We start from the raw sequence: 18,704 nt of genomic DNA, 5'->3' as shown, positions 1-18,704 counted from the left end.
CCTGACTGCCTGCTCATCGGATCATCAAATTTCCGCCCAGGGCACGATCACGGCCTCGCGCTGATATTCGGCACGATAGGCGCTGATCCGGAACACCTGGCCCATGACCTGTTCCGACAGCGCCTCGGCGGGAGCGCCTTGCGAAACCAGGCGTCCATCCGACAACACCAGCACCGTATCGGCAAAACGCGCGGCGAGCCCGAGATCGTGCGTCACAACGATGACCAGAACGCCTTGGTCGGCGACCAGGCGCAGGGTTTTCATGACGTCGATCTGGTGACGCGGATCGAGCGACGATGTCGGCTCGTCCGCCAGGATCACCGGCGCTTCTACCGCCAGCACACGCGCCAGCGCGACACGGCTGCGCTCGCCGCCGGACAATTCCGTGACGCGGCGTTCGCCGAACTCCATGACATCGGTGGCCTGCATCGCCCGCAGCACGGCTTCGGCATCTCGTGCCGTCAACCGCGCCGGGTCGGTTGCCCCGTGCGGATAACGGCCGAGCGCCACGATATCCCGCGCTGGCAGCGGCCAGTGCACGATATGACCCTGCGGCAGATAGGCAAACCGTCGCGCGCGTTCGCGCAAAGCGAGCGACGAGAGCACGTCGCCACCGACATGAATCACGCCATCGGACGGCACCAGTCCGGCCAGCGCGCGCAATAGCGTGGTCTTGCCGGCGCCGTTCGGTCCGACCAACGCGACCAGGTGCCCCGGCGACAGCGCAAGCGAGATATCGTTCAGCACCAAACGGCCGGTGAGCTTTACGTTGAGGCCTCGCGCGGTGAGAAAGGCCGACGCGGTCATGCGACGCCTCCACCGAGGGCACGACGCTCGCGCATGATCAGATAGAGGAAGAACGGCACGCCGATGATCGAGGTCAGCACCCCGACCTTGATGTCGCTGGTCGACGGAATGATGCGCACGGCGATATCGGCCGCCAGCAACAGCGCAGCACCCGTGAGCGCGCTGGGAATTAGCAACCGCGACGGATCGTGGCCGATCAGCGGCCGTACCAGATGCGGCGCGACCAGACCGATGAAACCGATGGTGCCGGATACCGCGACCCCGCCGCCGACCCCGAGCGCGACCCCGAGGATCACCAGCAGCCGCAACCGGCCGACATCGACGCCAAGGCTTTGCGCGGTCTCCTCACCGAGGCTGAGCGCGCGAAAGGCGTTGCGCTGGCTCCACAGAATGATCGCGCCCGCCACGATGAACGGCAGCGCCAACGTGACGTGGCGAAAACTGCGGTCCTCCAGCGAGCCGAGCAGCCAAAACGCGATTTCGAGCACCACGAATGGGTTGCCGGACAGGTTCATCACCAGCGCGGTCGCAGCCCCCGCCAGGCTCGAGATCGCCAGGCCCGCCAAAATCAGAATAAGCAATCCGGCATTGCGGCCCGCAACCGCCAGCAGCGCGAATACCGAGACGAAAGCCATGGCAATCGCCGCGACCGGCAACGCCCACGACCGCACATCGGCAAGACCAAGCGCGATCACCAGCACCGCGCCGAAGGCGGCCGACTGCGGCGCGCCGAACAGCGAAGGCGACGCCAGCGGATTGCGCAGCAGCCCCTGCAACGCCGCGCCGGAAAGACCGAGAATGGCGCCGATCGCGAATCCCAGGATCGCACGGGGCAACCGGATCTCGCGCACGATCACCTGCTGCACGTCGCTGCCGCCGCCGAACAGCGCATCGATCACGGTCAGCGGCGATAGCCGTACCGGTCCGATCCCGAGCGAGGCCAGCACCAAAAGCCCGACGAGGATCGAGAGCGCCGCCATCACGCTTACACGTCGGCGGGCGTCAATGCCGGTCGTCGCCATGACGCTCTGAATGCTCATCAATTGTCCTCAAGCGGCCACGTGCTGATACCTGATTTCAGCCGGACAACAGAGCTAATGCGGCAAAAAAGACGCACCCGTCCAGTCAAGATTGCGAGCCGGGAGTGACGGGATTGACTCTGATCTGGACAAAATTCTAGCATAATTCCCGACGGTTCCCTCACTTGGGGATCAAAAGGGAATGCGGTGCGGGGATTTCCCCAATGCCGCGGCTGCCCCCGCAACTGTAAGCGGTGAATCTTTCGTCATATGCCACTGGGAATCTCGGTCCTGGGAAGGCGGCGAAAGGTAACGACCCGCAAGCCAGGAGACCTGCCGTCAGCCGTGGTCACACGCGAAGATGTCGGTCGGGGAGTACAGACATTAGCTTCACCGGTGGTGCCCAGAGCACGATGGTGAGACTTGGTTCGCTGTGACGTGCCACTGACGTCATGCCGAGGCCCCAACCATGTCTTCCCTTATCACCGCACAGCGGCGCCACGCCTGTCTGTTTGCGTTTTTTGTGCCTGTTATTTTCCTGAGCGTTTCCGCCGCCAGGGCGCAGGACGCGCCACCTCCGACATCGTTGCCGCCGGTCGTGGTCAGCGCGCCGGTAGACGAGACCCGAACCCGTGCCAAACCGACAACCGATCAAGAGACGGGCTCGCGCCGCGCGGTGCCGGCCGCCTCGACCAGCAACACCCCCAACTCCGCGCCGACAAATGCCGCGCCAACAAACGCCACACCGCCCGTCCGGCAATTCAGCGGCATCGTCGGCGCATCGGCGACGGTCATCACCGCCGAAGATATTGCGCGCTCGCCGGCCCAGACCTTGCCGGAGATCATCGCGCAGGTCCCGGGCGTGCAGCTTCAGAGCTTGTATGGAGGCGTGGGCGGCGCAGGCACCTCGGTTGACCTGCGGGGATTTGGGGCATTCGCGACCGCCAATACGCTGCTTCTGATCAACGGCCGCCGGGTGAATGACATCGATCTGCAGGGCGTGGACTTTTCGACCATTCCGCGCGATTCGATCGAGCGCATCGAAATAACGCGGGGCAATAGCGGCGCGGTGCTGTATGGCGACAATGCCGTCGGCGGCGTCATCAATATCATTACAAAGACCGGCGTCAGCGGTCCGCCGGTGTCAGGACGCGTCGAAGGCGGTGTCGGGTCGTTCGGCCAGGTCCTGGGTGCGGTTTCGGTCACGACAAATTCGGGCCCATGGTCGACGTCCTTCTTCGGAAACGGCATCAGCTCCGACGGATATCGAGCCAATAACGCTCTCAAGCAGGAAAATGGCGTCGGCGAAATCCGCTACACTACGCCGGACTTCACCGCGTTCTTCAACGTATCCGGAGACAATCAGCACCTCGGACTCCCCGGCGGCCGTTACAACGTCGCGCCATCCTTCTTTCCGGACGCTGGCTCCAACGAACTTGTCAACGACCGAACCGGTACTAGCACGCCCTTCAACTACGCCAACCAGCAGGGCGCCAATGCCACAGCCGGCTTCACCAAGACGCTGTGGAATGGCGCCGACCTCATCGTCGATGGCGGTGTGCGCGACAAGATGCAACAGGCGGAATTCTTCTCGGGCGCGACGCCCTTTAGTTACGTCGATACTACCTTGGTAACCTGGTCGCTCACTCCCAGAATGAGCATCAAGAACCTGGCGTTCGGATTACCCTCCGCGATCTTGACCGGCTTCGACTTTTACGATGCGACCTATCATTCGAATCGGTCCGAATTCCAGGGCGCAGCACCGCTCGACGTTTATAACGGCACTCAAAAGACCTTTGCCGCCTATTGGCAACAGACCATTGGAATCCTTCCGACCACCGATTTCTCCTATGGCGCGCGACTTCAGCAAACCAGCGCAACGGCGCGAGACACGCTCAACCCGAGCGCGCCGGGATATTCTGGCGAGTCGCAGATTGCGCCGCTGGATACCACTGGAACAAACCACGCTCTGCACGTCGGCATCGAACATCGCTTCAACGAGGTTTTTTCCGTGTTCGGCCGCGCCGCCAGCGCATTCCGCGTGCCCAACATCGACGAAAGAATTGGCGCTTCAGTCACTTTCTTTCCCCCGGTGCCGCCTACTTTCAACCTGAAGACACAGACGTCAGACGACGTCGAAGCAGGATTTCGCATCAAGGCCGGCAGGTTCGAGATGCAGTCGAGCATCTACGACATGAATCTGAAGAACGAGATTCATTTCGATCCGGTGAACTTCATCGACTACAACCTGGATCCCACCCGCCGCTACGGCTCCGAAACCAGTGCGACCTACCGCGCCAGTGATACCCTGCTGTTCCGGGGCGGCTTTGCTTACACCCGCGCGGTGTACCGGGAAGGTCCGTTTGTAGGTAACGACGTTCCGCTGGTGTCGCGCTATACGGCCAGCGCCGGCGTCAGTTGGAACGCCTGGCAAAAATATCTCGTGGTCGATGCCACCGTGCGCTACTGGAGCCGCCGCCGCATGGATAACGATCAGTCCAACGATCAGCCGCTGATTCCGGCCAACGCCACCGTCGATTTCAAGCTGAGCGGAGCCTATGACCGGTACTTCTGGTCGCTGAGCATAAACAACGTATTCAATGTGCTGTATTACGACTACGCCGTCGCAAGCGCGTTCACGCCCGGCGTCTTCAGTGCCTATCCGCTTCCGGGCCGCACGTACATGCTCAAGGCCGGCGCGACATTCTGACCGGTAGAGCCTGTTCAGGCCTGCGCGAAAGGTTTTGACCCGGTCGCAGGGGCATTACCCTTCACCATGAAGACCGATTCAGGCCGAAAAGGGCGCTTTTCCGTTCGATTCCGCCCAAAGATGCCCCTTTGGCGGCCCAATGCATGGTAAGATTACAGCGCGGCTCGCCGCACCTTAATGTGCATCCCCGCGAATTTTGAGGCACTCGATGAATGACGAACCGAAAAGCGCCGCCGAACTGAAAGAAATCCGGCTGAACCGAAAGCTTGCCCAGGATGCCGAAGGCATCAAGGCGATGGCGGATATTGCGGCGGCAGACATCGCGATCCGAAAACGGACAGCGAATCTGCGGGCGATCCGGTTGGCGAAAGAAGCCGCCGACCGCGACAAGCCACCGGAACCCAAAGCCAAGGCCAAGCCCAAGAAAAAGAAATCGATTTAAATGACACAGGAAGATCGCAACCGCGCCGACGCGCGTTTCAACAAAGCGGCACGCGCGGCCAACGACGCCAAAACCGGCAGGAGCGAGCGCGACGCCGCGCTGAAAGCCGTTACCGACAACATGGCGAAGCTGAAGGCGTTGCGGCTTGCCCGCGAGGCGGCCCAGCCTACGCCGGTCGCAACGGTCAAGAAGCCGCGCGCCAAATCAAAAAAATCGGGCGAAAAAGGCCCAGCCTTGGCGGATTGGCTGGCAGGCCAGCAAAGCGGCGGCCGGCGGACCTGAACCGGTATTATACCGGCGCGGGCAACTCGATCATCGAGCGCGTCTTGGTCGCAGCGTCGTAAACCTGCACCTGAAGCATCTGATACTGGTTCTTCAACGCCATGCCCGCCTCTTCGGCGGCTTCGAGCGTGTCATGGTGCGACTTAAAGTGACCGTCGACCACCAGCGAGTAGCCGTCGGTTGGCGCTTTATCGGCGCGAATGATTTTGCGCGGCTGCTGTTCTTCTGTCTCGATCTTCGGCTTTTTCATCATGGGCTCCCGGTTGGCCTCCCTTTACACCGATCGCCGGAAAAAGGCAGGAAAGATTGTCCAGTAACGGCTAATATGCGCTCAAAGCATCCGATCAAGGGCAACAAAGTGGGCGGAACCGGCAAAAAGGGTGACAATCCCAAACCGGACGGCGGCAAATCAAGGAAGCCGGCGCCGCGACCGAGCGAGGACGACGAGATCGAGGATTGCGACATCGCGACGCCGAAACGCGATCGCAGCGACGACGACGACCAACCGCTATAGATTTCCCCGCTCGATGATCGCAATGCTTCTGATATCGAGCAGATGCGCGCCAAAACCGTTTTTCGCCAGCGTCGCCGCCAGCTTCGGGACCGCCAATAGCGATATCGCGGTCGCCGCGAGCGGCACGGCGCTGAGCCAGTCCAGCCGCACCGGCGTCAACTCCTCGCTGCTGCCGGCATAGGGCCCGCTGCCTCTCAGGAGGCGCCAGCACTCGACGATGATGTCGCGCCGTGTGCCGCCGCGCGACGCGCATCCGAGCAGCACCTGCATCGCGAGATGGGTCCGCACGCCCTCGCGGCCAGGCGGCGCTCCTTGCGGCGTTTGGCCCAGCGAGATTTCAAGCAACAGCCCGACCAGATCGACGCCGGCAAGATAGGCGCTCATCGGTTCAACCAGCCGCGGATTGCAGTCGATCAGGCGCGGTGTGGCGTCATCATCGGACAGGATGTAGTCGACCGACAAGGCACCGTGCCAGCCGAGCCGTTGTCCGATCCTCGCGAGGTGCGCGCGCACCACCGGCCGCGTCACGCTTTGCTTGATCGCCTCGCCGCCGCCCGCGCCGGCGGCGATTTGCCGGTAGGCATGAAACCCCTTTAGTTCGCCGCGGCAAAACACGGCTTGCGCTTTCTCGGTCGCGCCTGCGACGAACTCCTGCACCAGCACCTCGCCGTCGAACGCACTGATCGCATCGAGTTCGCGCATCGCCTCGGTCAATTCATCGCCGGTGCATACGCGCCAGACGCCGCGGCTGGCGGTGCCGATGGAGGTCTTGACCATGCAGGGAAAGCGGGCGGCGGCGCGCAGTTCGCCGGCGGATTTCACGATTGCCGTCGCCGGCTGCGGCAATCCCAGTTCATCGAGCAGTCGGCTGAATCCGGCCTTGCTGTGCACGGTGCGATAGTTCTCGAACTCCGGCAGCGCGAGCCCAACGCGACCCTCCAGCCGTTGCCGCACCCGCGCGAACAGAAATCCCTGTTCGTGGATCGGCAGCAACACATCGAAATGCCGCGCCGCCAGCAGCGTCTCGACGAAGCGGAGGAACCCGGCTGGATCGTCCCGCAATGCCGGACAAATGTGAAATTTTTCGACAAATCGCGAGAATCTGGCGAGGCCATACCGGCTGGGATCGCAGACTTCCACCCTATGGCCCGACAAACCCAGGATTGTGATCGCCTCCCGCGCCGAGGTCGAGGAGCCCTCGGAAACAAGCACCCGGAGCGGTTGTTGGGCATAAGCTGAACTGGCCATGCCGGACATCATTCCCGGCGGATACGGCTTTGTCTTGCGAATTCAACGGCGCCTCTGCCGGTTCCGGCGGCTCTCGCGAGGGCTGCCATGCAGCCACATTCATGGACAAATAACCGGCACAACCGATATTAAGCGTCAGGCCTCGCCGGGCCGTTACGTTCAAACGGGGTATGAATCCGAGATGGTCGACGTTCTGGCCGCACCGCCGCAAGCAAAGAGCCAGACAAGGGCCGATTCATCGCTGCGCACGCTGGCCGCGATTTCGACGGCCCATTGGGTCAGCCATTTCCACATCTTCGTGCTGCCGATGCTGTTCCCCTTTCTGAAACAGCAACTCGGCGTCGGCTACATCGAACTGGGCTTTGCGCTGACCATATATGCGGTCGTCTCCGGCGTGACCCAGGCGCCGATGGGCTATCTTGCCGACCGTATCGGCGCCCGCAAAATCCTGCTGATGGGCCTCACTCTGGGCGGCCTGGCGCTGATCATGCTCGGCCTGCATCTGAGCTATTCATGGCTGATCGCGAGCGCCGTGCTGCTGGGGCTCGCCAACAGCGTCTATCATCCGGCGGACTATGCGATCCTGTCGGCCCACATGGATGAGGCGCGGATGGGCCGCGCGTTTTCGATCCACACTTTCGCGGGCTTCCTCGGCGGCGCGGTCGCACCCGCCATCGTGGCCGCACTTGTTGCAACGGTCGGAGGCCTTGGCGCCCTGATCGTGGCCGGCGCGGTGGGACCGCTGGTGGCCCTGTTGCTCGTTATCGTCGGTATTCCCGATGCGAGCGCCGCCGACCGCAACGCCGGCGGCGCGCCGCTACCACAGCCCAGCATCGTCACGCCGACCATCATGGTGCTGACGCTGTTCTTCATGCTGCTCAGCCTGTCCAATGCCGGGATCGGTAATTTCGGCGTGGTCGCGCTGATGAGCGGCTATAGCGTATCGTTCTCGTTAGCCAATATCGCCCTGACGGCGTTCCTTGGCCTTAGCGCGATCGGCGTGCTCGCCGGCGGCTTTCTCGCCGACCGCACCCAGCGCCATGGACAGGTCGCCGCCGTCTGTTTTGCGATCAATGCCGCCATCGTGTTCGTCATAGCGACGGTCATGCTGCCCTCACTGCTGTTGACGATGGCAATGGGATTGGCCGGATTCCTCGGCGGCGTGATCGCCCCCTCGCGCGACATGCTGGTGCGCAACGCGGCACCCCCGGGAGCGGCGGGGCGGGCCTTCGGCATCGTCTCCACCGGCTTCAACCTCGGCGGCATTGTCAGTCCGCTGTTGTTTGGCTGGATCATGGACCAGAATTTGCCGCACTGGGTATTCGGCGCCTCGGTCATCTTCATGATCCTTACCGTGCTGCTGTCGCTCGCCACCGACCGCAGCCCGCAAGTCAGTTCCCGAACGCCCGACAAGGCCGATGCATCCCTGAGCATCATCGGCGGCGGTTGACAGCGCGGTGCCAGAACCCATGATGCGGCAGCAAAACCAGCATCGGGAAGAGACGCCATGACCGGCAAACCAGATCTCGTGATCCGCGGCGGCAACATCGCCGATGGACTTGGCGGCGAACTGTTCGAGGCCGACGTGGCCATTTCCGGCGGCCGCATTGTCGAGGTCGGCCGCGTCGCGGGCCCGGGCAAGGAGGAGATCGACGCCCGCGGCAAACTGGTGACGCCGGGCTTTGTCGACATCCACACCCACTATGACGGCCAGGTCACCTGGAGCCAGGACATCACGCCCTCGTCGCAGAATGGCGTCACCACCGCCATCATGGGCAATTGCGGCGTCGGTTTTGCGCCCTGCCGTCCTTCCGATCATGTCCGGCTGATCCAGTTGATGGAAGGCGTCGAGGATATTCCCGAACCGGTGCTGAGCGCGGGAATCCCCTGGGCCTGGGAAAGCTTCCCGGACTACATGAACTGGCTGTCGCAACGTTCCTTCGACGTCGATATCGGCGCGCAATTGCCGCACGCCGCGTTGCGCGTCTATGTGATGGGCGAACGCGGCGCCAACCGCGATCCATCGACCCCCGAAGACAACAAGGCGATGGCTGCGCTGGCGGGCGATGCGGTTCGCGCCGGCGCGCTTGGTTTTTCGACCTCGCGCACCCTCAACCACCGCACTTCCACCGGCGACTTCACCCCGACCCTGAAAGCCGGCGAGGATGAACTGACCGCGATCGCCGGCGCGATGCATGGCGTCGGCCGCAGCGTGCTGCAATTCGTGCTCGATCTGTCGACCATCAACGAAGACCTGCCGATGATGCTGCGTGTGGCCGAGAACACCAAAATCCCGGTTTCGTTCTCGATCACGCAGAATGACAAGGCGCCGCAGCGCTGGCGTCAGACGCTGGACATCATCCGGGATGCCTCAGCGAAGGGCCTGTCGATCACGGCCCAGATCGCCGCGCGCCCGGTCGGCCTGATGCTCGGCCTCGAATTGTCGCGCAACCCGTTCCAGACCCATCCGAGCTACAAGGCGATTGCCCATCTGCCTCTGGCGGAGCGCCTGAAGCGGCTGCATCAACCGGAAGTGCGCGCAGCCATCCTGAGCGAACATGCGACGGCGACCGACGATCCGCTGTTCTTCCGGCCGAACTACGACAAGATGTATCTGCTCGGCAATCCGCCCGACTACGAACAGCCGACGGAAAATGCCCTGGGCGCGCAGGCGCGCCGCCAGGGCAGGCAGCCGGAAGCGCTGGCCTATGACGCGATGCTCACGGACGAGGGCCGCGGCATGCTCTATGTGCCCTTCCTCAATTATGCCGACGGCAATCTCGATGCGACCCGCGAGATGCTGCGCGATCCGAATTCGGTGCCGGGGTTGAGCGACGGCGGCGCCCACTGCGGCATCATCTGCGACGCCAGTTTCCCGACCTATCTGCTGACGCACTGGACCCGCGACCGCACCCGCGGCGAAAAACTGTCGATCCCGTTTGTGGTGGCTGCGCAGTCGCGCAAGACCGCGCTCTCGGTCGGACTCAGCGATCGCGGCGTGATCGCGCCGGGCTACAAGGCCGATGTCAACGTCATCGACTATGACAGGCTGCATATGCATCCGCCGAAAGTTCACTACGATCTTCCGGTCGGCGGCCGCCGCCTGCTGCAGCAGATCGATGGCTACGACGCCACCATCGTCTCCGGCGTGGTAACCCAACGCAATGGCAATGCGAACGGCGCACACCCCGGCCGGCTGCTGCGCGGCGCGCAGAGCCTGCAGTAAGTCTCTGATCTCTGAAAGCGTTCGTTCGCTGCTTCAACGGAAACGGCGCTCCCTCTCCCCTTGTGGGAGAGGGTTGGGGTGAGGGTTACGGTCTATCGATAGTCCGTTACCCCTCACCCGAATTGCTCCGCAATTCGACCTCTCCCACAAGGGGAGAGGTGAACTCACGCGAACTTCGGTTGCGGGGCCTGGGCCATCAGGCGCGCGCGCTCGGTGTTGGGCCAGAGCAGCAGCAAGCCGAGCAGTCCCGAGGTGATCATAATAGAGGCGTTGATGGTGAAGCCGGTAAGATAGCCGTCCACCGGCGTTGCCGCGCCCTGGATCACCTTGCCCATGACGAACGGGGCCAGCACACCGGCAAGGGTATAGAGCGCGCCGTAGATCGAGATCACGGCGCCGCGCTGCGACACCGGCGTGAATTCTCCGAGCATCGGCGGGCACACCACATAGATCGCTCCGCAAAGTCCCGATCCTGCGACCAGCAGCGCGATGCGCATGCCCGAGCTATCGACATGCGCAAGCGCGAGCAGAATCATTCCTCCGACGATCAACGGGACGGAGCCGAGCACGCCGCGCGCGCCGCGGGTCGTAATGCCGCGCGCCATCAGCACCTGCGAAATCCACCCGGTGAGGAGCACGATGACGGCGCCGAACACCCAGGGCAGGATCGAAATCCAGCCGGCGTCGGTTTGCGAGAAGCCCAGACCCTCCACGATGAAGGGCGTGAACCAGGTAAGACCGAGCGACAGCGCCCAATAGGCGCCGAAGGTCGCGGCGCAGCAGCCGATAAAGGTCCGCGAGGTCAGGAGCTGGAAATAGGGAACGCGGGGGTCGGCCGCCGCCATGGCGACGGTCTGCACCAGCGGCCCTTCCTTGCCCATGATCAGCCACGCCACGGCCCACATCAGGCCGACGATGCCGAGCGCGCCGAACGCGTAGTGCCAACTATGATGGACAATCAGCCAGTTCAGCGCCGGCACCGCCAGGATCACGCCGAACGCCGAACCCTGCGACAGAATGGCTGTGGGCAGAGTCCGCTTCTCGTCCGGGAACCATTTGTAGACCGCGTGCGCCGCCACCGAAAAGGCCGGTCCCTCGCCAGCGCCGAGGATGACGCGGCAGACCAGCAGCGTGCTGAATCCGATCGTGCCCACCATCGGAAACTGCGCCAGCGCCCAGACCAGCGCCAAAGCGAGCAGCACCCAGCGCGTGGCGATGCGATTGACGATGAAGCCGACGATGATGGCCGAGATCGAGAACAGGAAGAAGAACGAGGAGCCAAGCAGGCCGAATTGCTCGGGTTGCAGTTGCAGTTCGGTTTTGATCGGCACGCCGGCGAGGCCGACCACGATCTTGTCCGCAAAATTGACCAGCATGAACAGAAACAGCAGAAACGTGATTTTCCAGGCACCTTTTGGCGTCGGCTGCGAGGTCATGGTCACTCCCCAATGATCGTTTTACGGCCCTGTTGATCGGCTTGACCGATGCTAGCCACGGGGTCTCGGGCAATGCAACTGGACATTTTGACCGGACCGGGTGCGCTGCAACTCAAGAGCCGCCCGGATACGCCCCTGCAACCCATCACGATCGCGTCGCCGACGCGATTGAGACCGTGATCTCTCACCGCGGCCTTGCTATGTTGAACGGCAATCCACGGGGTTTTCAGATATGACCATATCCATTCATCGCCGCGCGCATGTCATCAGCGTGCTTGCTTCGCTTTCGATATTGGCGGGATTGAACGCGGTTTCGGCGGCCGCGCAAGACGCCAAGGCACCGGACTATGAAGCCATCGTCGCCGCGCCGGACCGGAGCGAGACCGACCGGCAAACCGATCAGCGGCGCCAGCCCGCCAAGATGCTTGCATTCACCGGCGTCAAGACCGGGATGAAGGTGCTCGATATGGACGCCAACGCCGGTTACAGCACCGAACTTCTGGCGCGCGCGGTCGGACCGGCCGGTGTCGTCTATGCGCAGGACTCGGCCGCCGTCATCGAGCGATTCGTCAAGGACAAGTTCGATATTCGCGCGCAGAAGCCGGCGATGAAGAACGTCGTGCATGTGGTCAGGAATTTCGACGATCCGATCCCGCCGGATGTCAACGGGCTCGACCTGGTCACGTTCTTCTTTGCCTATCATGACGTGAGCTACATGCCGGTCGACCGTGCCGAGATGAACAAAAAGATGTTCGCCGCCTTGAAGCCCGGCGGCTTTCTGGTTATCGCCGACCATTCGGCGCGTCCCGGCGACGGCACCGATGTGGCGAAGACATTTCACCGCATCGAGGAAACCACGCTGCGCCAGGAGATCGAGGCCGCCGGTTTCAAGCTGGCAAGCGAGGGGGATTTCCTGCGTCATCCCGAAGATCCGCGGGACGCAACGGTGTTCCATGCGCAGATCCCGGTCGACGAGTTCGTGTTGAAGTATCAGAAGCCGTTGTGAGAGTTCGCGCCCGCCTGGCATGACACCCGGCAACGCAACCGTGCTGAGCGTTCGCAACCTGGCCAAGACCTATCGCTCGGCCGGAGAGCAGATCGCGGTGTTGCGCGGGGTCGATCTGAGCATCGCGGCCGGCGAGCGCGTGGCGCTGACCGGTGAATCCGGCAGCGGCAAGAGTACGCTGCTGCATCTGATTGCCGGACTGGATCGAGCCGACAGCGGCGAGATCCGGCTGGCCGATACGCTATTGTCCGATCTCGCCGATGCCGGGCGGGCGGCATTGCGGCGCGATCGGCTCGGCCTGGTATTCCAGCAGTTCAACCTGATCCCGAGCCTGGATGTCAGGGACAACCTGGCATTTCAGTCTCGCATTGCCGGCCGTCATGATGCTGGCTGGCATGCCGAGCTGGTGGAGCGGCTGGGGCTCGGCGATTTGCTGGGACGCTATCCCGAGCAACTGTCCGGCGGCCAGCAGCAGAAGGTCGCGATCGGCCGCGCTCTCGCCGTGAAGCCGCTGCTGCTGCTCGCCGACGAGCCCACCGGCAATCTCGATGAGGCCACCGCCGACGCGGTGCTCGCGCTTACGCGCGATCTGGTCGCTAGAACCGGCTGCGGCTTCCTGATGGTCACCCACAGCACGCGGCTCGCCGCCACGCTCGACCGCCAGCTGCATCTCAGCGCGGGGGTGATCGCATGAGCCGGACTTTGTGGATTCTCGCGGTGCTCTTGAGTCATTGGCGGCGGCATCCGATGCAGCTTGCGACGTTGCTGATCGGGTTGATTTCCGCGACCGCGCTGTGGAGCGGCGTGCAGGCGTTGAACCAGCAGGCGCGGGACAGCTACGACCGCGCGGCCGCCACTTTCGGCGGCGCGCGAACGGCCATGCTGGTCGCGCGCGACGGCACGACCTTCCCGCAGCAACTCTTTGTCGACTTTCGCCGCGCCGGATGGCCGGTATCGCCGGTACTCGAGGGCCGCGTTCAGATCGGCGGACGGTCCTTCCGGCTGCTCGGAATCGAGCCGGTCACATTGCCCGCGGAAGTCGGCAATGCACCGGCGATCGGACGCGCCGGCTTGCAATCCTTCATGACACCGCCCGGTGAAACGCTGGTGGCGCCCGAGATGCTTTCCGATCTCGATCTGCCGCAAGGCGCGAGGCCGGCGGCGACCAGCAGCATGGTGTTGCCGCCGCTTCGCGTTCAGCCGCAACTGGTGCCGGGCGTGCTGGTGGTCGACATCGGCATCGCGCAGCGGCTGCTCGACAGGCCGGATCAGGTTTCCCGGCTGTTGATTGGCAAATCCGGAGCCGGGCGCGCGGCGCTCGAAACCATCGCCGGCGACAGGCTCCGGCTGGTCGAGCCCACCGCGGAGAGCGATCTCGAACGCCTCACCGACAGCTTTCACCTCAACCTGACCGCGTTCGGCCTGCTGTCGTTTTTCGTCGGACTGTTCATCGTCAATTCGGCTATCGGTCTCGCGTTCGAGCAACGCCGGCCGATGCTGCGGACCCTGCGCGCCTGCGGGGTGTCCGCGCGCATGCTGAACACGGTGTTGGTGCTTGAACTGGTATCGCTGGCGCTGCTGGCGGGCGCGGTCGGATTGGTGTGCGGCTATTTCATCGCGGCATCGCTGTTACCCGATGTCGCGGCGAGCTTGCGCGGACTCTACGGCGCGCAAATTCCGGGTGAGTTGACGCTCAAGCCGGAATGGTGGATCGCCGGCCTCGTCATCGGCGTGATCGGCGCGCTGGCGGCCGCGACCGCGAGTTTTGCAAAGGCAATCCGCCTTCCGGTGCTGGCGGCGGCGCAACCGCAAGCCTGGCAGCAGGCGCAGCATCGGTGGCTGATCTGGCAGGGTGCGTTTGCGCTCGTCGTGTTGGCTGTCGCGGCGGGCTTCCTGTGGTTCGGCGACTCTCTAATATCCGGGTTTGCCGTGCTCGCCGCGCTATTGCTTGGCGCGGCGCTGGGCCTGCCGGTGATCCTGGAATGGGTGCTTTCGTTGAGCCAGCGCAGCGCCGGTCGTCCGCTCGCGGTATGGTTCTGGGCCGACAGCCGCCAGCAGCTTTCGGGATTGTCGCTGGCCTTGATGGCGCTGTTGCTGGCGCTCGCGGTCAATGTCGGTGTCGGCACCATGGTCGAAAGCTTCAGCCGGACCTTTACCAGTTGGCTGGACGGACGGCTGGCGGCGGATGTCTACATCAACGCATCCAGCGATGCGCAGGCCGCTGAAATCAAGGCGTGGCTCGGCGAACGTCCCGAAGTCGAGGCGATCCTGCCCGGCGGCAGGGCCGAGGCGCAGATCGGCGGCGCGCCGGTTGAAATCCTCGGGCTCGCCGATCACGCCACCTATCGGGATCGCTGGCCGTTGCTGCAATCAAGCGCCAATGCCTGGGATCGCCTTCACCGGGGCGATGCCGGTTTCATCAGCGAGCAATTGTCCCGGCGCCTGAAGCTCACGCTCGGCGATCGGATCGACGTGCCCGCCTCCGGCGGCAACTGGACGCTCGAGGTGGTCGGAATCTATGCCGACTACGGCAACCCGAAGGGCCAGATCGCCGTCAATTTTGCAGCATTGACCCGGCGTTTTCCCGGAATCCCGTTGACGCGATTGGGCCTGCGCGTCGCCCCTGCCGCCATTCCGGCGCTGATATCGGGGTTACAGGACAAATTCGGACTGGACGGAAACAACCTGCTCGATCAGGCGACGCTAAAGGCGGAGTCGACGCGGATCTTCAACCGGACCTTTGCGGTGACATCCGCATTGAACGCCTTCACGCTCGGCGTCGCCGGCATTGCGCTGCTGACCAGCCTGTTAACGCTGAGCAATTCCCGGCTGCCGCAACTGGCGCCGCTGTGGGCCATCGGAATCACGCGGCGGCGGCTGGCGGTCATTGAACTGTTGAAGACCCTGTCCGTTGCGCTGATCACCACCCTGCTCGCGCTGCCGCTCGGCCTGCTGGTGGCCTGGTGCCTGATCGCGGTGGTGAACGTGAAAGCGTTCGGCTGGCGGCTGCCGTTCAATGTGTTCCCGCTGCAACTGCTTGAACTGTTGGGCGTGGCCATGGCGGCGGCCTTGCTGGCGGCACTGCTTCCCGTGATCAAGCTGGCGCGCATGCAACCGACCAGCCTGATCAAGATCTTTGCCGATGAACGATAAGCGCCTCATATCCCGTCGCGCCTTCGCGAGCAGCGTTGCCCTTCTCGGGCTCGGCCGCAGATCGGCGCTGGCGCAGAGCTTTGCCGGACTCGGCATCGACGGGGAAGGATTCGCAACTGTCATGCCCGGTAAGGTTTTTGCGTTTCCAGCCGATCACGGGCCGCATCCGGATTACCGGATCGAATGGTGGTACGTGACCGCCAACCTGGCGGACTCCAAAGGTACCGCCTATGGCGCGCAGTGGACCCTGTTTCGCCAGGCGATGCGTGCAGGCGCGCAAGCGCAAGGCTGGGCCAACCAGCAGATATGGATGGGCCACGCGGCGGTGACGCGCGCGGACACCCATCGATACAGCGAAACCTTCGCCCGTGGCGGCGTCGGCCAGGCCGGCGTCGAGGCCGAACCCTATCGAGCCTGGATCGATTCATGGGAAATGCGCGGACTTGACGCCATGTCGGACACGACGCTGGCGCCACTCGAAATCAAGGCGTCGGGCGCGGATTTCAGATATCTGCTGCGGCTCGATACCGACCGGGCGCTGGTGCTTGAAGGCGATGCCGGTTACAGCCGGAAATCGGAACGCGGACAGGCCTCATATTATTACAGCCAGCCCTATTTCAGGGCGAGCGGCAGCGTCACCCTCGACGGCATGCCCGTGCAGGTGACCGGGCAAGCCTGGATGGACCGGGAATGGAGCAGCCAGCCGCTCGCATCCGATCAAACCGGGTGGGACTGGTTCTCGCTGCACCTCAACGACCGCGAAAAGCTGATGCTGTACCGGATGCGCCAGAGCGACGGTCATGACTATCTCTCCGGCAACTGGATATCGAAGGAAGGAAAGTCCGAGCAGATTTTTCCGGCAGATATCAAGATGATGCCGATGGCATCGACGGACATCGCGGGCCGCAAGCTGCCGACATCGTGGCGTATCGAGATTCCTGCCCGCGGCATGGCCATCGAGAGTATTCCATTGAATGCAAAAAGCTGGATGGGGACGAGCTTTCCCTATTGGGAAGGACCGATCAGTTTTTCGGGCAGCCACACGGGGCTAGGATATCTGGAGATGACCGGGTATTGAAACGAAGAACAGTGTTCCGAGAGTCGTTGGCGCGAACGCGGTATTTCGGGAACGATGTTCAAGATTTGAGGGGATCTCGCATGTATCACTTCACCGCACTCGTCACCTGCCTCGCCGTCCTGTTTTATTTCTTCACCAGCATCCAGGTCTCGAAGGCGCGCGCGGCATTCGGCGTCAAGGTGCCGGCGATATCAGGCAACCCCGATTTCGAGCGGGTATTTCGCGTGCAGATGAACACGCTGGAATGGATGCCGATTTTCCTGCCGTCGCTGTGGCTGTTCGCGATCTATATTAGCGATCCAATCGCCGCACTGCTCGGCCTGGTCTGGATCGCCGGCCGTATTCTCTACATGACCGGTTATTCGCAAGCCGCGGAAAAACGCGGACAGGGTTTTGGGATTCAGGCCGCCGCGGCCGGCATCCTCTGGCTCGGCGCATTGGGCATGATCGTCTGGCGGCTCGTTCACGGGTGAAATAACGCGTCGTCCCCGCGAGTGCCGGGACGACGCAAGGATGCGATCACTTCGTCAGCGGGCAGCCTGAATCCTTGGCCGACGGAAACGCCTTGTCGCCCGGCACCACCGCAAGCTGCTTGTAATAATCCCACGGCTTCTTGGACTCCGATGGCTTCTTGACCTCGAACAGATAGAGATCGTGCACCATGCGGCCATTTTCGAGCACCTTGCCCTGGGCAAAGGAATCGTCGACCGGCAATTCCTTCAGCTTTTTGGCGACGGCATCCGAGTCCCTGGTGCCGGCCGCTTTGACCGCCTTGAGGTATTGCAGCGTCGCCGAATAGGTGCCGGCATGGATCATGCTCGGCATCCGTCCGGTGCGCTTGAAGAAACGCTCGCCAAACGCCCGCGATTTGTCGTCACGGTCCCAATAGAAGCCTTCCGTCAGCACCAGCCCCTGGGCGGCTTCGAGGCCAAGCCCATGGACTTCAGACAGCGTCAGCAGCAGGCCGGCGAGCTTCTGGCCGCCCTTGACGATGCCGAATTCCGCCGCCTGCTTGATCGAGTTGGTGGTGTCGAGGCCGGCATTGGCAAGCCCGATGATTTTCGCTTTCGAGCTTTGCGCCTGCAGCAGGAACGACGAGAAGTCCGAGGAGTTCAGGGGAATGCGGACCGACCCCAGAACCTTGCCGCCCTTTTCCTTGACGACATCGCCGGTGTCTTTTTCCAGCGCGTAGCCGAAAGCGTAGTCCGCGGTCATGAAGAACCAGGTATCGCCGCCTGCTTCGACCAGCGCGCCGCCGGTGCCGATCGCGAGCGCATGGGTATCGTAGGCCCAGTGGAAGCCATAGGGCGTGCAGGCATCGCCAGTCAGGCGCGAGGTCGCCGCGCCGACGACGATGTCGATCTTCTTCTTTTCCTTGGACAGTTCCTGCACTGCCAGCGCCACCGACGACGTCGTCAGTTCAGTGATCATGTCGACGCCTTCGACCTCGTACCACCGCCGCGCGATGCTGACGGCGAGGTCGGGCTTGTTCTGATGGTCGGCGGTGACCATCTCGATTTTCTCACCGAGCACGCTGCCGCCAAAATCCTCGATCGCCATCCTGGCCGCTTCGACCGAGGATTTGCCGCCGTAATCGGCGTAGACCCCGGACTGGTCGTTCAGAATGCCGATCTTGACGCCCTGTGCGGACGCCGGCAACGCGAACAACAGGCCGCCCACCGCGGCGGCCGCCAACAATCCCGATTTCATATTCGCCTCCCAAGGTTCTTGTTGTGGTTATGGTATTTTATAACCCTGCGGTTGCCCAACTATTTCGCAACCG

17 protein-coding genes and 1 riboswitch are annotated in these 18,704 nt (G+C 63.1%); of the genes, 11 read left to right on the top strand and 6 right to left on the bottom strand.

Going from position 1 to position 18,704, the window contains the following annotated elements; translation table 11 throughout:
* Positions 1 to 24: 24 nt before the first annotated feature.
* On the bottom strand, positions 25 to 807 hold the full coding sequence (locus E7813_RS12405) for an ABC transporter ATP-binding protein (RefSeq protein WP_291574271.1): 783 nt from the start codon (positions 805 to 807) through the stop codon (positions 25 to 27).
* A complete protein-coding gene (locus E7813_RS12400) occupies positions 804 to 1,829 on the bottom strand; it encodes an iron ABC transporter permease (RefSeq protein WP_291574517.1) in 1,026 nt (341 codons plus the stop codon). The genes E7813_RS12405 and E7813_RS12400 overlap by 4 nt, the downstream gene beginning before the upstream one ends.
* Before the next feature lie 153 nt (positions 1,830 to 1,982).
* Positions 1,983 to 2,182: riboswitch (cobalamin riboswitch) on the top strand.
* Positions 2,183 to 2,295: 113 nt separating this feature from the next.
* Between E7813_RS12400 and E7813_RS12395 the strand changes: the two genes are divergently transcribed.
* The 3 genes from E7813_RS12395 (at position 2,296) to E7813_RS12385 (ending at position 5,260) form a co-directional block, all read left to right on the top strand.
* On the top strand, positions 2,296 to 4,536 hold the full coding sequence (locus E7813_RS12395) for a TonB-dependent receptor (RefSeq protein WP_291574269.1): 2,241 nt from the start codon (positions 2,296 to 2,298) through the stop codon (positions 4,534 to 4,536).
* Positions 4,537 to 4,744: 208 nt separating this feature from the next.
* On the top strand, positions 4,745 to 4,978 hold the full coding sequence (locus tag E7813_RS12390; RefSeq protein ID WP_291574267.1) for a transcriptional regulator: 234 nt from the start codon (positions 4,745 to 4,747) through the stop codon (positions 4,976 to 4,978).
* Positions 4,979 to 5,260 carry a hypothetical protein gene (locus E7813_RS12385; protein WP_291574265.1) on the top strand — a complete coding sequence of 94 codons (282 nt, stop codon included), beginning with the start codon at positions 4,979 to 4,981 and terminating at the stop codon, positions 5,258 to 5,260.
* A 7-nt stretch (positions 5,261 to 5,267) separates the two neighbouring features.
* On the opposite strand, the gene E7813_RS12380 is transcribed toward E7813_RS12385, so the two are convergent.
* Positions 5,268 to 5,510: a hypothetical protein gene (locus E7813_RS12380; RefSeq protein ID WP_291574263.1), complete on the bottom strand. Its 243-nt coding sequence runs from the start codon at positions 5,508 to 5,510 to the stop codon at positions 5,268 to 5,270.
* Positions 5,511 to 5,585: 75 nt separating this feature from the next.
* Here E7813_RS12380 and E7813_RS12375 point away from each other — a divergent pair, with 75 nt between their 5' ends.
* Positions 5,586 to 5,774: a hypothetical protein gene (locus tag E7813_RS12375; protein ID WP_291574261.1), complete on the top strand. Its 189-nt coding sequence runs from the start codon at positions 5,586 to 5,588 to the stop codon at positions 5,772 to 5,774.
* On the opposite strand, the gene E7813_RS12370 is transcribed toward E7813_RS12375, so the two are convergent.
* Entirely contained in the window at positions 5,769 to 7,022 is a 1,254-nt protein-coding gene (locus E7813_RS12370) for a hypothetical protein (RefSeq protein WP_291574259.1), read from the bottom strand. The genes E7813_RS12375 and E7813_RS12370 overlap by 6 nt on opposite strands.
* Positions 7,023 to 7,203: 181 nt before the next feature.
* Here E7813_RS12370 and E7813_RS12365 point away from each other — a divergent pair, with 181 nt between their 5' ends.
* Together E7813_RS12365 and E7813_RS12360 are read left to right on the top strand one after the other, a co-directional pair.
* A complete protein-coding gene (locus E7813_RS12365) occupies positions 7,204 to 8,472 on the top strand; it encodes an MFS transporter (RefSeq protein WP_291574257.1) in 1,269 nt (422 codons plus the stop codon).
* A gap of 57 nt (positions 8,473 to 8,529) precedes the next feature.
* Positions 8,530 to 10,248: an amidohydrolase family protein gene (locus tag E7813_RS12360; protein WP_291574255.1), complete on the top strand. Its 1,719-nt coding sequence runs from the start codon at positions 8,530 to 8,532 to the stop codon at positions 10,246 to 10,248.
* 164 nt (positions 10,249 to 10,412) lie between these two features.
* Here E7813_RS12360 and E7813_RS12355 read toward each other — a convergent pair whose 3' ends face one another.
* Positions 10,413 to 11,684, bottom strand: a complete 1,272-nt coding sequence (locus E7813_RS12355) for an MFS transporter (protein ID WP_291574253.1) — start codon at positions 11,682 to 11,684, stop codon at positions 10,413 to 10,415.
* A gap of 232 nt (positions 11,685 to 11,916) precedes the next feature.
* Here E7813_RS12355 and E7813_RS12350 point away from each other — a divergent pair, with 232 nt between their 5' ends.
* The 5 genes from E7813_RS12350 (at position 11,917) to E7813_RS12330 (ending at position 17,394) form a co-directional block, all read left to right on the top strand.
* Entirely contained in the window at positions 11,917 to 12,690 is a 774-nt protein-coding gene (locus E7813_RS12350; RefSeq protein WP_291574252.1) for a class I SAM-dependent methyltransferase, read from the top strand.
* Between the two features lie 40 nt (positions 12,691 to 12,730).
* Entirely contained in the window at positions 12,731 to 13,384 is a 654-nt protein-coding gene (locus tag E7813_RS12345) for an ABC transporter ATP-binding protein (RefSeq protein ID WP_291574249.1), read from the top strand.
* On the top strand, positions 13,381 to 15,843 hold the full coding sequence (locus E7813_RS12340; protein WP_291574246.1) for an ABC transporter permease: 2,463 nt from the start codon (positions 13,381 to 13,383) through the stop codon (positions 15,841 to 15,843). Before E7813_RS12345 ends, E7813_RS12340 begins: the two co-directional genes overlap by 4 nt.
* On the top strand, positions 15,833 to 16,921 hold the full coding sequence (locus tag E7813_RS12335) for a lipocalin-like domain-containing protein (protein WP_291574243.1): 1,089 nt from the start codon (positions 15,833 to 15,835) through the stop codon (positions 16,919 to 16,921). Before E7813_RS12340 ends, E7813_RS12335 begins: the two co-directional genes overlap by 11 nt.
* Before the next feature lie 80 nt (positions 16,922 to 17,001).
* A complete protein-coding gene (locus E7813_RS12330; protein ID WP_291574240.1) occupies positions 17,002 to 17,394 on the top strand; it encodes an MAPEG family protein in 393 nt (130 codons plus the stop codon).
* Positions 17,395 to 17,440: 46 nt separating this feature from the next.
* Here the strand turns inward: E7813_RS12330 and E7813_RS12325 are convergent, their stop codons facing one another.
* Positions 17,441 to 18,631, bottom strand: coding sequence for an ABC transporter substrate-binding protein (locus tag E7813_RS12325; protein ID WP_291574238.1), 1,191 nt, complete (start codon positions 18,629 to 18,631; stop codon positions 17,441 to 17,443).
* Between the last annotated feature and the right edge of the window lie 73 nt (positions 18,632 to 18,704).

It is taken from the genome of Bradyrhizobium sp., from assembly GCF_004799405.1.
In the GTDB taxonomy this organism is placed as follows: Bacteria; Pseudomonadota; Alphaproteobacteria; order Rhizobiales; family Xanthobacteraceae; genus Bradyrhizobium.
This window is presented reverse-complemented; position numbering and strand designations above follow the sequence as displayed.